This is a genomic window from uncultured Sphingomonas sp. (genome assembly GCF_964244265.1).
In the GTDB taxonomy this organism is placed as follows: domain Bacteria; phylum Pseudomonadota; class Alphaproteobacteria; order Sphingomonadales; family Sphingomonadaceae; genus Sphingomonas.
In genome coordinates, this window is record NZ_CAXTHV010000008.1 from 39,590 (window position 1) to 52,144 (window position 12,555).

The window sequence follows — 12,555 nt, forward strand, 5'->3', positions numbered from 1 at the left end:
TTCACCAAAGGTCACGGGCTCGCGTCACCCCTCGATCCTCGAAAAGTCGGCGACATTGTGCACCGCAGCACGGATGCGATCAAGCAGCGCGAGCCGCGCCTGTCTCTTGACGGGATCGGCATCGTTCACCGTCACCCCGTCAAAGAACGCATCGATCGGGGCCCGCAACGTCGCGAGCGCCGCCATCGCCGCCGTGAAATCCTCGCGGCCCACCGCGTCGGCGGCGGCAGGCTCGGCGGCATCGAGCGCGGCGATCAGGTCGGTTTCCGCCGGTTCGGGCGTGTAGGCCAGCAAATTCCCTCGGCCGTCGGGAGAGGGAGGGATCTCCAAAGGAGCGGACGGGTGAGGGTAGCCGTCGGCGCCCCCGCCTGCCCTCACCGGCTGCGCCGATTGGGCCCCTTGCTCTCCCCCTGGGAGAGGAGTTTTTTTCAGTATGTTCGCCGCGCGCTTGTACCCGGCGAGCAGGTTGGCGCCGTCCTCGGTCCCGACAAACGCCTGCAGCGCGCGGACGCGGGCGAGCAGGCGGACGAGATCGTCCTCCCCACCGAGCGCAAACACCGCGTCGATCAGGTCGTGGCGGACCCCGGCTTCGCGCTGCTGGACCTTGAGGCGGTCGACTAGGAAGTCGAATATCTTTTGAGGGATCGTATTCTCTTTATCGTAGAAGGCACCTTCGAAGACGTAGAGATTGTCTTCGTCTACCCTGGGAAGAACATCGCGCAGACCTAACCGCAACTGGTTTGCCGTAATGGTCGAAATGATGCCCAAGGCTGCGCGGCGTAGCGCAAAAGGATCCTTCGAACCGGTCGGAGCTTCATTGATGTAGAAAAAGTTCACGATGCTATCCAGCTTGTCGGCCAGCGATACCGCCACCGTCACCGGCGCGGTCGGGACGTCGTCGCCCTGCCCGACCGGCTTGTAATGGTCGCGGATCGCGGCGGCGACCTGAGGGTCTTCGCCCTGCGCGGCGGCGTAATAGCCGCCCATCAGACCTTGCAGCTCGGGAAACTCGCCGACCATGAAGGTGACGAGGTCGGCCTTGGCGAGGCGCGCGGCGCGCTCGGCCTTGTCCGCGAGCGCCATCCGCTCTTCATCGCCACCCCGGCGAAGGCCGGGGCCCAGTTGCGAGCCGGCCGATGGTGAACCCTGGCCTTGGCCGGGGTGATCGGTGGTTGTGGGACCGACAATCCCCTCCTCGACCAGCCACCGCGCCAGTTTCGCCACCCGATCGACCTTGTCGGCGACCGTTCCCAGCTTTTCGTGAAACACGATCTTCCCGAGCTTCTTCGCCTGTTCCTCCAGCGGCACCTTCAAATCCGTCTCGTAGAAGAACCGCGCATCGCCCAGCCGCGCGGCCAGCACCTTGCGGTTGCCCTCGACGATCCGTCGCCCGCCGTCGGCCGCGTCGATATTGGAGGTGCAGATGAAGGCGTCGGCCAGTTTCCCGTCGGCCGAGCGGCACACGAAATATTTCTGGTTCACGCGCGCCGTAAGCTGGATCACCTCGGGGGGGACATCCAGGAAATCGGCGTCGAAGCGGCCGAGCAGCGGCACCGGCCATTCGGTCAGGCCCGCATTCTCGGCGACCAAGCCTTCGTCCTCGATCAACGCGAGGCCAGCTTCCGCCGCCAGCGCTGCCGCCCGCTCGCGGATGATCGCGCGGCGCGCGTCCTGGTCGACGATGACGTGGCAGGCGCGCAATTTCTCCTCGTAATCCGCCGCCGAGCCGATCGTGATGACGCCGGGATGGTGGAAGCGGTGGCCAAGCGTCGCGGCACCGGATTGCACCCCGGCGATTTCGACCGGCACGACGTCCTCGCCAAGCAAAGCGACGATGCCGTGCAGCGGACGGACCCAGCGAAGGCTTTCCGTCGAGGTCGAGGCTGCGCCCCAGCGCATCGACTTGGGCCAGGGAAATTGGCGGACGATCGCCGGGATCGCCTCGGCCAGCACGTCGGCGGTGGCGCGGCCGGGCTTATCGATCGCCGCAAACAATACGCCGTCGCGCTCCACCAAGTCGCCCTCGGTTAGCCCGGTCCTGCGCAGGAACCCCTCAAGCGCTTGCGGCGGTGCGCCCACGCGCGGGCCCTTGACTTCTTCGGAGACCGCCGCCGTTTCGGCCGGCAAGTCACGCGCGATCAGCGCTAACCGTCGCGGCGTCGCGAAGGTCACGATCGCGGCGGCGCGCAAGCCCGCCTTTTCCAGCTCGCCCGCAAACAACCGCGCGAGATCGTCGCGCGCCTTGTCCTGCATCCGCGCCGGGATTTCCTCGGAGCGCAGTTCGAGCAGGAAATCGGTCATCCCTCCGATCCTCCCCGTGAACGGGGAGGATTTAGTTCGGCACTCACGCCGCCCATCCGTTCTTGTCCATCCACGCCGCGCAGGCGCCCTTCGCCAGGTCGCGCACGCGGCCGATATACGCCTGGCGCTCGGCGACCGAGATCACGCCGCGGGCGTTGAGCAGGTTGAAGATATGGCTGGCCTCGATCGCCTGTTCATAGGCGGGGATCGGCAGCCGGCGGTCCAGGCAGTTCTCGCATTCGGCCGCGGCTTTGCGGAACAGGTCGAACAGCGTATCCGTGTCCGCCACCTCGAAGTTCCACGCCGACATCTCGACCTCGTTTTCGTGGAAGACGTCGCCATAGGTGAACTGCGCCTGCCCGTGGGCGGCGTCGTTGAACGGCAGGTCGTACACGCTGTCCTTGTCCTGGATGTACATCGCCAGCCGTTCGAGCCCATAGGTCAGCTCGCCGGCGACCGGCTTGCAGTCGAACCCGCCCATCTGCTGGAAATAGGTGAATTGCGTCACCTCCATCCCATCGCACCACACTTCCCAGCCGAGCCCCCAGGCGCCCAGCGTCGGGCTTTCCCAATCATCCTCGACAAAGCGGATGTCGTGGCAGGTGAAATCCACGCCGATCGCCGCCAGGCTGCCGAGGTACAGCGCTTGGAGGTCGGGCGGGCTGGGCTTAAGGATCACCTGATATTGGTAATAATGCTGGAGCCGGTTGGGGTTCTCGCCATAGCGGCCGTCGGTCGGGCGGCGGCAGGGCTGGACGAACGCGGCGTTCCACGGATCGGGGCCGAGCGCACGCAGGGTCGTCGCGGTATGGAACGTCCCCGCCCCCATCCGCATGTCGTACGGCTGGAGGATCAGGCAGCCGTGGCGGCTCCAATAATCGTGGAGCGTCAGGATCATGTCCTGAAAGGAAAGCGGTCGCGTCACGGCAGCGGGCTTTGGCGGATGGTGGATGCAGAATCAATGGCGGGGCGGGGGCAGGCGCCTCCGCCCGCAATTAGCCAAATCCACGCAAAGCCGGTGGCGACGGCACGGCCGCGCGGCTATGTATCGGGGATGATCGACTCTTTCCTTCGTCGCACCCGGCGCCTGAGCACGCTCGCCGCCGCCCTGCTCGCCACTGCACCCGCGCTCAGTGCGGCGCAGACCGCCGCGCCTGCCCCTGTTCCTGTGCCTGCCCTCGTTCCAGCGACCGATGCCGATCCGGCTTTGTGGGTGGTCAGGGACAAGGACACGACGATCTATCTGTTCGGGACGATCCATGTCCTCAAACCCGGCTTGTCGTGGTTCGACGAGGCCGTGAAGACCGCGTTCGACAAGAGCGACACGCTGGTGCTGGAGATGGTTCCGCCCGACCAGGCGGCGATGCGGCAATTGCTGGTCGCGCGGGGCTTCACCGCCTCGGGTCCGACGCTGACCGAGCAATTGCCGGAAAAGGACCGCGCGCCCTATGCCGCGGCGCTGGGCTCGGTCGGCTTGCCGGCGGCGGCGTTCGATCGCGCCCGGCCGTGGGTGGCGGCGACCAACCTCGCGCTGCTGCCGCTGATGAAGCTGGGCTACGATCCCGCCAGCGGACCCGAGACCGTGCTGGCGGATGCCGCGCGGGCCGCGAACAAGCCGGTCGAGGGGCTGGAGACCGCGGCGATCCAGATCGGCTATCTCGCCGACCTGCCCCAGCCGGTGCAGGTCCAGTTCCTCGAATCGACGCTCAAGGATTTCGCCAAGGCGGGGCCGATGATGGCGACGATGGTGGGCGCCTGGGCAAAGGGCGATCCGGCAACGCTCGGCCGGATCATGAACGACGATGTCGACGACAATCCGACGCTGAAGCGCGTGCTGCTGACCGATCGCAACGTGCGCTGGGCGCAATGGATCAAGGCGCGGCTGGCCAGGCCCGGCACGGTATTCGTCGCGGTCGGCGCGGGGCATCTGGCGGGCGCGGACAGCGTCCAGGACCAGTTGCGCAAGCTGAAGATCAAGGCCATGCGGGTCCCCTATTGAACTGGCGCCGCGCCGCGCTGCCCCTCGCGCTGGCGCTGGCGCCGGGGGGATGCGGCAGGCCCGCCGCGCTCCCGGTTGACGCGCGGCCCGCGCTGTTCCGGGTGAGCGACGGCGACACGACGATCTGGCTGCTGGGCAGCATCCACCTGTTGCCGCCCGAGATCCGCTGGCGGACCCCCGCGATCGAGCAGGCGATCGGCGCGGCGGACGAACTGATGATCGAATCCGCGCCCGACGACCGTGCCGGTTTCGCCGAAGTTGCGCGTGGCCAGGGCTTGCCGCCGATCGCCAGCCGGGTTGCGGTACGGGACCGCGCCGCGCTCGACTTGGCGATCGCCAGAGCGGGCGTGGCGCGGGCCACGCTCGACCCGCAGAAAAGCTGGGCGGCGGCGACCATGCTGGCGACCGGAGACGCGATTGCCGGCGGCGCCACGGTCGCCGACGGGGTGGAGACGGTGCTCTGGCGCGCCTTTGCCGGGCGGCGGCGGGCGGGCCTCTATCGCGCGAAGGATCAGCTCGCGATGCTCGACGCCTTGCCGTCCGACTTGCAGGACCAGATGCTCGCCAGGGCGCTCCAGCCGGGCGAACGCTACGTTGTCGTGCTGCGCGCCTGGGAAAAGGGCGATCTGACCGCGCTCGATCCGCGATCGGATCGCGGCCCGCTTGCCGGACGGCTGGTCGGCCAGCCCAACCGGCGCTGGGCCGACTGGATCGCCGCCCGGATGAAACGGCCGGGCAAGGTGCTGGTCGCGATCGGCGCGGGCCATCTCGCCGGCCCCTATGCGCTGCCGGCGATGCTGGCCGGGCGCGACTTGCGCATCGAGCGCCTCCAGTAGCGGCCTTGCCCAAATGGGCGCCATAGGCTAGGGCCGCGCGCTTCCGTGCAGGGTCATCCCTGGAGGCCTGCGCGGTATTCGCCCATCCAAGCATTTCGGAGACCATCATGAGCGACCAACTGACGCTCGCCGCCGAGACGCGTGACCGCGGAGGCAAGGGAGCCTCGCGTGCGCTGCGTCGCAATGGCCGCGTGCCCGCCGTCATCTATGGCAACAAGCAGGACCCGATCCCGATCCATGTCGAGGAACGCGCGCTGATGCGCCTGCTGATGACCGGCCATTTCATGAATTCGGTTGTCATGATCGATACCGGCAGCGGCGGCCCCACGCGCACCCTGCCCAAGGACGTCGCGTTCGACGTCGTCAGCGATCGCCCGATCCATGTCGACTTCCTGCGTATCGCCGAACACGCGACCGTCCATGTCAGCGTGCCGGTCGTGTTCACCGACGAGGACGAGTCGGTCGGCATCAAGAAGGGCGGCGTGCTCAACGTCGTCCGCCACGAGCTGGAACTGGTGGTCGACGCGGCCGATATTCCCAGCGAGATCACCATCTCGCTCAAGGGGCTGGACGTCGGCGATGCGATCCACATCTCGAACGTGGCGCTGCCCACGGGCGCGGCGTCGGCGATCGAGGATCGCGACTTCACCATCGCCACGCTCGTCGCGCCGTCGGCGATGCTGTCCGAAGCGCGAGAGCAGGCCACCGAGGAAGCCGCACTGGCCGAGGCGGCGCATGAGGAGTCGGTCGCCGAGGCAGAGGCTGCCGCGGGCGAGTCCCAGGCCTGACGAGGTCGTTCGCGTAGGAGCCGGCGACCTGTTCGGGAGAGATGTCGTGCGCGTAGCAATGATCGCCGCGATGGCGGCGAGCCTGATCCTGATGTCCGGGCGCGCGCCGGCGCAGACCGCCGCGCCGCCGCCCGCCGCCTCGCCTGCGCCGCGGGTCGCCGGCGCCGATCCCGATGCGACCTGCTGGATCGCGCTGTACGTCGCCAAGATCGGCATCGCCAGGGATCCGGCCAGCCCGCTTGCCCAGAAGCCCGGCGTCCTTCCGGCGCTGACCGAGGCGGCGGGCTATTATTACGGGACGATCGAGGCGCGCTATGCCGATATCGCCGCGCGCGCCGCGCAGGTCGATGCCGCGCGCCTGGCGCTGAAGGACAATCCGGCAAAGGGCGACTTCATCCTCGGGTGCATGCGCAGTTACGGGGAAAAGCTGAACGGCTTCGGCGCGGCGCTGAAGCTCAAGGCGGGCTGATTGATCCGGGGCGGAGAGCGAGCTGGCACCGCACGGAACTCGCTCTTCCGCGAGTTATCAAACAGACGCAGCGCGGCTCGATGGACGAAAGGCGGGTGGGTGCAACTCTGGGTCGGGCTGGGCAATCCGGGCGCGCAATATGCGATGCATCGCCACAATGTCGGGTTCATGGCGGTCGACGCGATCGCCGAGGTGCAGGCGTTCGGCAGCGTCAGGAAACAATTCCAGGGCTGGACCCAGGAGGGCCGCATCGGCGAAGAGAGGCTGCTGCTGCTAAAGCCCGCGACGTTCATGAACGACAGCGGGCGATCGATCGGCGAGGCGCTGCGCTATCACAAGCTGGACATCGACGACCTGACGATATTCCATGACGAGCTCGACCTGGAGCCGGGCAAGGTCCGCGTCAGGCGCGGCGGCGGGGCGGCGGGACATAACGGCATCCGATCGGCCATTCAGCATGTCGGCGACGCCTTCCGCCGCGTCCGCATCGGCATCGGTCATCCCGGCCACAAGGATCGCGTGACCGGGCACGTGCTGGGCAATTACGCGAAAGCGGAGATCGAGCCGCTGTCCGACCTGCTCGGCGCGATCGCGGCGGAGGCGGCGTGGCTGGCGGTCGGCGACGATGCGCGGTTCATGAACGACGTGGCGCTCAGGACGCAGGAATGACCATCGCTGTGACCTCGCGCGGGAACCTGTCGCGAAAGCCGGCCCGCTGTTTCGAGGACCGTAATCCTATATAGGGTGCAGACCCATGTCCCGCGCCCGCGTCCTCGTCATGAATTCGGCGCTCGGCCCGCTCGATTACCGCGTGCCCCGCGGCATGACGGTCCAGCCGGGATCGCTGGTGGTCGCGCCGCTGGGGCCGCGGCAGCTGCTCGGCGTGGTGTGGGAGCCCGAGCGCATGCCGTCGGCCGCCGAGGTCGGCGACAACCGGCTGCGCAACCTGGCCGGTGTCCTACCCGTGCCGCCGCTGACCGCGCCGATGCGGCGGCTGATCGAATGGACCGCGGATTATTACCTGGCGCCGCCCGCCAGCGTCGCGCGGATGGCGCTGCCGTCCGGTTCGGCGCTGGAGGGCGCCGCCACGACCGTCGAATATCGCACGACCGGCCTGGTGCCCGATCGCCTGACGCCGCAGCGCGCCCAGGCGCTGGCGCGGATCGGCGACCGCCAGGGACTGGCGCGCGAGCTGGCGACGATCGCCGACGTGTCCGAGGCGGTGATCCGCGGGATGATCAAGGCCGGCGCGATCGCGGCGGTCGAGGTCGCGATCGACAGTCCCTTTGCAATCCCCGATCCCGATTTTGCGACGCCGACGCTTTCCGCCGAGCAGCGCGCGGCGGCCGACGCGCTGGTCGCCGACGTGCGCGCGCGGGCGTTTCATCCGACGTTGCTCGACGGCGTGACGGGATCGGGCAAGACCGAGGTCTATTTCGAGGCGATCGCCGAGGCGATCCGCGCCGGGCGGCAGACCCTGGTGCTGCTGCCCGAGATCGCGCTGACCGAACCGTTCCTCCAGCGCTTCGCCGCGCGGTTCGGCTGCGCGCCGGTGGCCTGGCATTCGGGACAGCGCCAGTCGCAGCGGCGGCGCGCCTGGCGCGCGATCGCCGATGGCGAGGCGCTGGTCACCGTCGGCGCGCGATCGGCGCTGTTCCTGCCCTATGCCAGGCTCGGCCTGATCGTCGTCGACGAGGCGCACGAGACGAGCTTCAAGCAGGAGGACGGCGTCCATTATCACGCGCGCGACGTCGCGGTGATGCGCGGCAAGTTCGAAGGCGTGCCGGTGGTGCTGGCATCGGCGACGCCGGCGCTGGAGACCCGGCACCAAGTCGAGATCGGCAATTATGCCGAGCTGCGCCTGCCCGCCCGGTACGGCGCCGCCGAACTGCCGGTGATCGAGGCGATCGACCTGATCCGCGAGCCGCCGGAGCGCGGGCGCTGGCTGGCGGCGCGGCTGGTCACCGCGATCGACGCGACGCTGGCGCGCGGCGAGCAGGCGCTGCTGTTCCTCAATCGCCGCGGTTATGCGCCGCTCACCTTGTGCCGGGCATGCGGGCATCGCTGCCAATGCCCGAACTGCACCGCATGGATGGTCGAGCACCGGCTGATCCATCGGCTGGCCTGTCATCATTGCGGACACGTCTATCCGACCCCGCGCGCCTGCCCGGAATGTGGGGCCGAGGACAGCCTGGTCGCCTGCGGCCCCGGCGTCGAACGCATCGCCGACGAGGCCGCCGCCTTGTGGCCCCAGGCGCGCGTCGCGATCGTCACCAGCGACACCTTGTGGTCGCCGGCCAAGGCCGCCGAATTCGTCGAACGGATGGAGGCGCGTGCGATCGACATCGTGATCGGCACGCAATTGGTGACCAAGGGCTATCATTTCCCCAATCTGACGCTGGTCGGCGTAGTCGATGCCGATCTGGGGCTGGGCGGCGGCGACCTGCGCGCGGCCGAGCGCACGTTCCAGCAGATCATGCAGGTGGCGGGGCGCGCCGGGCGCGGCGAGAAGCCCGGCCATGTCTATATCCAGACGCACGACCCCGATGCGCCGGTAATGGCCGCTTTGGTGTCCGGCCAGGCCGAGGCGTTCCAGGCGGCCGAGGCCGAGGAACGGCGCGAGGCCGGGGCGCCGCCTTATGGCCGCTATGCCGCGATCGTCGTCAGCTCGGAGGATCAGGACGCAGCGCAGGATGCGGCCAGGGCGATCGGGCGGGCGGCGCCGCGGATCGACGGCATGGAGACCTATGGTCCGGCGGCGGCGCCGCTGGCGATGCTGCGCGGCCGCCACCGCTACCGCCTGCTGATCCATGCCCGGCGCGCGCTGGACGTCCAGGACGTGATCCGCGACTGGCTGAGCGGCGTCGACTGGCCGGCGCGGGTCCGCGTGGTCGTCGACGTCGATCCCTATAGCTTTCTGTAATCGGCCGGTTAGTCTTGGCGGAAGATGTACAGGTCGGGGGAGAGTTGATGTTTCGCAGATTCGCGCGGGTGATGCTGGCCACGGCCGCGCTGGTGCCGGGGGCGGCGCAGGCCGGCTGGTATCAGGGAAGCTCGCAGCATTTTGTCGTCTATTCGAACGACTCGCAGGATAACGTCAAAGCCTATACCGCCAAGCTCGAGCGCTTCGACAAGGCGATGCGCGTCTGGCACGTCACCCCGGACGACAAGCGCGGGCCCGCGTCGCGGGTGACGATCTTCGTCGTCGGTTCGGTCGGCGACGTGCAGAAGCTGGCCGGCCGTTCCGGCGTGGCCGGATTCTATATCGGGCGCGCCGAGGGGTCGGTGGCGTTCGTGCCGCGATCGGGCGGCGACGGCGATCTGTCGGCGCAGGCGATCCTGTTCCACGAATATACCCATCACTGGATGTTCTCGAACTGGTCGGACGCCGCCTTTCCCTATTGGTTCGCGGAAGGGTTCGCCGAACTGCATGCCACCGCGATCATGCGCCCCGACGGCAGCGTGACGTTCGGCGCGGCGCCCGACTATCGCCGGTACACGGTCGGCAAGAGCAACCTGATGCCGGCCGGCGACCTGCTGCGCGTCAAGCCCAGCGACAACATCGATGGTGCCAGCCGCGACGCGGTCTACAGCCGTGGCTGGCTGTTGCTGGATTACCTGACCTTCGACGATGAACGCCGGGGCCAGTTGAGCAAATACATCACGGCGATCAACAGCGGGACGCGGGTCGATGAAGCGGCCAAGCTGCTCGGCAATCCGGGCACGCTCGACCAGCGGATGACCAATTGGGGCAAGCGCAGCCAGTTGCCGTCCTATACCGCCAACGCCGCCGACCTGAAGATCGGCGATGTCGCGGTGCGTCCGCTCTCCGCGGGCGAAGCCGCGCTGATGCCGGTGCTGATCATGTCGAGGCGCGGCGTCGACGCCAAACGGGCGGCCGAGGCGATCACCTTGGCGCGGCGTCTCGCCACGGGCTTTCCCGACGACGCGGGCGCGCAGAATGCGCTGGCCGAGGCCGAGTTCGATGCCGCCAACAGCGGGCCGGCAACCGAGGCCATGGCCGGCTTCCAACGGGCGGAGGCCGCCGCCGACCGGGCGCGTGCCGCCGATCCCCGGTCGATCCATGCCCTGCTCTACAAGGGGCAGGCGATGCAGGCGCAGGCGGAGAAGGAGAAATCGACCGACCCGGCGCGGTGGCAGGCGATCCGCAAATGGTATCTGGCCGCCAACAAGCTCGACACCGAGGATCCCGAGCCGCTGATCCTCTATTACCAGAGCTTTCGCCCGGCCGGTGAGAAGCCGACTGCAAACGCCGACAACGCCATGGTCTACGCCTATGTGCTGGCCCCCTATGACAGTGCGGTGCGGGTGGCGGCCGCGCGCGTCCTGCTGGCGCAGAACAAAGTCAAGGATGCGCGCGTCGCGCTGGCGCCGGTTGCCTATAATTCGGAGGCGCCGGGTCTGTCGGCGATCGGCGGACAGGCGCTGGCGGCGATCGACAAGGGCGACATCGACGGCGCGATCAAGCTGCTCGCCCCTCCCGCGGACGACAAGAAGAACGATCCGAGGGGCAGCGAGAAGAAATCCTGAGCCGGGCTTGCCGCTCCCGCCTGTTGCGGGCGCGGGCAATCTGCCATGGGGACGACGATGACAGCGAGGTTTTCGATCGGGTCCGTCACGCGGCGGCTGGCGGCGTTGGTGGCGCTGGCGGTCGGCGTGATGATGCCGATTGCGGCGGGCGCCGACGACATCGCCGCCGCCGCGCGCAGCGTCGTGCGCGTGGTGACGATCGCGGTCGTCGACCAGGAAGTGGTCGGCTTCTATCATGGATCGGGCTTTGCGGTCGGCCCCAACCGGATCGTCACCAACGCGCACGTCGTCGAGCTGGCGGAGCAATATCCCGACAACGTCGTGATCGGCATCGTGCCCTCAGAAGGTACCAAATCGTACCAGGCGCGCGTCGTCGCGATCGATACGAGGCGCGACCTGGCGCTGATCGAGTTCACCGGGGTCTCGTTGCCGCCGGTGGCGCTCTTTTCGGGGTCGATCGACGACAGCTTAGCGCTCACCTCGCTGGGCTATCCGGGCAATGTCGACCTGGCAACGGCGCGGTCGGCGGCGGATTTCATCACGCCGCTGGCGCCGGTGCGGTCCGAAGGGTCGCTGTCGGCGCGCCGCACCCGTAACGGGGTCGAGGCATTGCTCCATACCGCCAGCATCTCGCGGGGCAATTCGGGCGGCCCGCTGCTCGATCGCTGCGGGCGGGTGATCGGGGTCAATTCGGCGATCACCCGTGGTGAGGAAGGCGACGCCAATTTCGCCTTTGCGATCGCCGACAGCGAGGTGATCGCGTTCCTGCGCGACGCCAAGCAGCCGTTCACCTCGACGGCCATGCCCTGCATGAGCGTGGCCGAGCGGATGAGCGCCGACCAGGCGGCCGACGCCGCCGCCAACCAGGCCGCCGCCGCCGCGCGCCGCGACGCCGCCGCCAAGGCGCAGTTCGACCGGCAGCAGGCGCTGGACCGCGTGCGCATCGACCTGGAACGGACCGATCAGAACATCATCGCGATCGCCGCCCTGCTGCTGGTGCTCGGCGCGCTGACGGTCGGCGGGGGCGGCGTGCTGCTGACGCGCGGCCGGCAGCAACCGGCGGCATGGACCGCCTCGGCCGGCGCGGTGCTGATGGTCGCGGCGATCATCGTCTTCCTCAATCGCCCCAGCGGCATTGCGGTATTGCCGCCCGGCTTTGTCGTCCCCGGCGCGACGCCCACCGCCATTGCCGACCAGCCGCGCGGCAAGATGGCATGCAAGCTGGTCCCCGAGCGCAGCCGGATCACCGTCTCGTCCGAGGAACCGGTACTGCTCGACTGGGGCAGCGGCGGCTGCGTCAACGGCCGCACCCAATATGCCGAGGAAGACGGCAGATGGACGCGCGTGCTGGTCCCCGACAAGGATCAGACGGTATCGGTGCTGACCTTCGACCCCCTCGCCCGGACGTTCACCAGCCTGCGCTACTTCCTGAACGGCACGCAGATGGATGCCGCGCGCAAGGTCCGCGCCCAGATCGCGCTGAAGCAATGTTCGGCCGATCCGAAGGCGCTGGACAGCCTGGCGACACAGCAACAGTCGATCCGCGGCACGTTGCCGCCTGAATATAGCGAGAAACTGGTCTATAGCTGCGCGCCGGCGGATTAAGGCCGT

General features: G+C 68.5%; 10 protein-coding genes. 8 read left to right on the forward strand and 2 right to left on the reverse strand.

From position 1 onward, the window contains the following. Window positions 1-24: 24 nt before the first annotated feature. Window positions 25-2,301 (reverse strand): glycine--tRNA ligase subunit beta, encoded by a 2,277-nt coding sequence (glyS, locus tag ACFE7K_RS04775; protein ID WP_375397025.1) that lies wholly within the window; start codon window positions 2,299-2,301, stop codon window positions 25-27. Window positions 2,302-2,344: 43 nt separating this feature from the next. After that, window positions 2,345-3,199, reverse strand: coding sequence for a glycine--tRNA ligase subunit alpha (locus ACFE7K_RS04780; RefSeq protein WP_375397099.1), 855 nt, complete (start codon window positions 3,197-3,199; stop codon window positions 2,345-2,347). A gap of 156 nt (window positions 3,200-3,355) precedes the next feature. On the opposite strand from ACFE7K_RS04780, the gene ACFE7K_RS04785 reads away from it, so the two are divergent. The 8 genes from ACFE7K_RS04785 (at window position 3,356) to ACFE7K_RS04820 (ending at window position 12,549) form a co-directional block, all read left to right on the forward strand. Beyond that, entirely contained in the window at window positions 3,356-4,300 is a 945-nt protein-coding gene (locus tag ACFE7K_RS04785) for a TraB/GumN family protein (protein WP_375397026.1), read from the forward strand. Then, the gene (locus ACFE7K_RS04790; protein WP_375397027.1) at window positions 4,297-5,136 is read left to right on the forward strand and encodes a TraB/GumN family protein; all 840 of its coding nucleotides are present in this window, start codon (window positions 4,297-4,299) and stop codon (window positions 5,134-5,136) included. The genes ACFE7K_RS04785 and ACFE7K_RS04790 overlap by 4 nt, the downstream gene beginning before the upstream one ends. Before the next feature lie 107 nt (window positions 5,137-5,243). Next, the gene (locus ACFE7K_RS04795) at window positions 5,244-5,924 is read left to right on the forward strand and encodes a 50S ribosomal protein L25/general stress protein Ctc (RefSeq protein ID WP_375397028.1); all 681 of its coding nucleotides are present in this window, start codon (window positions 5,244-5,246) and stop codon (window positions 5,922-5,924) included. Between the two features lie 46 nt (window positions 5,925-5,970). Beyond that, on the forward strand, window positions 5,971-6,393 hold the full coding sequence (locus tag ACFE7K_RS04800) for a hypothetical protein (RefSeq protein WP_375397029.1): 423 nt from the start codon (window positions 5,971-5,973) through the stop codon (window positions 6,391-6,393). Between the two features lie 99 nt (window positions 6,394-6,492). Then, complete coding sequence (pth, locus tag ACFE7K_RS04805; protein WP_375397030.1) at window positions 6,493-7,062, forward strand: aminoacyl-tRNA hydrolase; 570 nt, start codon at window positions 6,493-6,495, stop codon at window positions 7,060-7,062. A gap of 85 nt (window positions 7,063-7,147) precedes the next feature. After that, window positions 7,148-9,316 (forward strand): primosomal protein N', encoded by a 2,169-nt coding sequence (locus ACFE7K_RS04810; protein WP_375397031.1) that lies wholly within the window; start codon window positions 7,148-7,150, stop codon window positions 9,314-9,316. A 47-nt stretch (window positions 9,317-9,363) separates the two neighbouring features. Next, window positions 9,364-10,944, forward strand: coding sequence for a hypothetical protein (locus ACFE7K_RS04815; RefSeq protein ID WP_375397032.1), 1,581 nt, complete (start codon window positions 9,364-9,366; stop codon window positions 10,942-10,944). 57 nt (window positions 10,945-11,001) lie between these two features. Then, window positions 11,002-12,549, forward strand: coding sequence for a S1C family serine protease (locus ACFE7K_RS04820; protein ID WP_375397033.1), 1,548 nt, complete (start codon window positions 11,002-11,004; stop codon window positions 12,547-12,549). Window positions 12,550-12,555 lie beyond the last annotated feature (6 nt).

Coding starts and splice junctions, on each gene's coding strand:
- glyS (WP_375397025.1), bottom strand. CDS start 2,301: ATGACCGATTTCCTGCTCGAACTGCGCTCCGAGGAAATCCCGGCGCGG.
- ACFE7K_RS04780 (WP_375397099.1), bottom strand. CDS start 3,199: ATGATCCTGACGCTCCACGATTATTGGAGCCGCCACGGCTGCCTGATC.
- ACFE7K_RS04785 (WP_375397026.1), top strand. CDS start 3,356: ATGATCGACTCTTTCCTTCGTCGCACCCGGCGCCTGAGCACGCTCGCC.
- ACFE7K_RS04795 (WP_375397028.1), top strand. CDS start 5,244: ATGAGCGACCAACTGACGCTCGCCGCCGAGACGCGTGACCGCGGAGGC.
- ACFE7K_RS04810 (WP_375397031.1), top strand. CDS start 7,148: ATGTCCCGCGCCCGCGTCCTCGTCATGAATTCGGCGCTCGGCCCGCTC.
- ACFE7K_RS04815 (WP_375397032.1), top strand. CDS start 9,364: ATGTTTCGCAGATTCGCGCGGGTGATGCTGGCCACGGCCGCGCTGGTG.
- ACFE7K_RS04820 (WP_375397033.1), top strand. CDS start 11,002: ATGACAGCGAGGTTTTCGATCGGGTCCGTCACGCGGCGGCTGGCGGCG.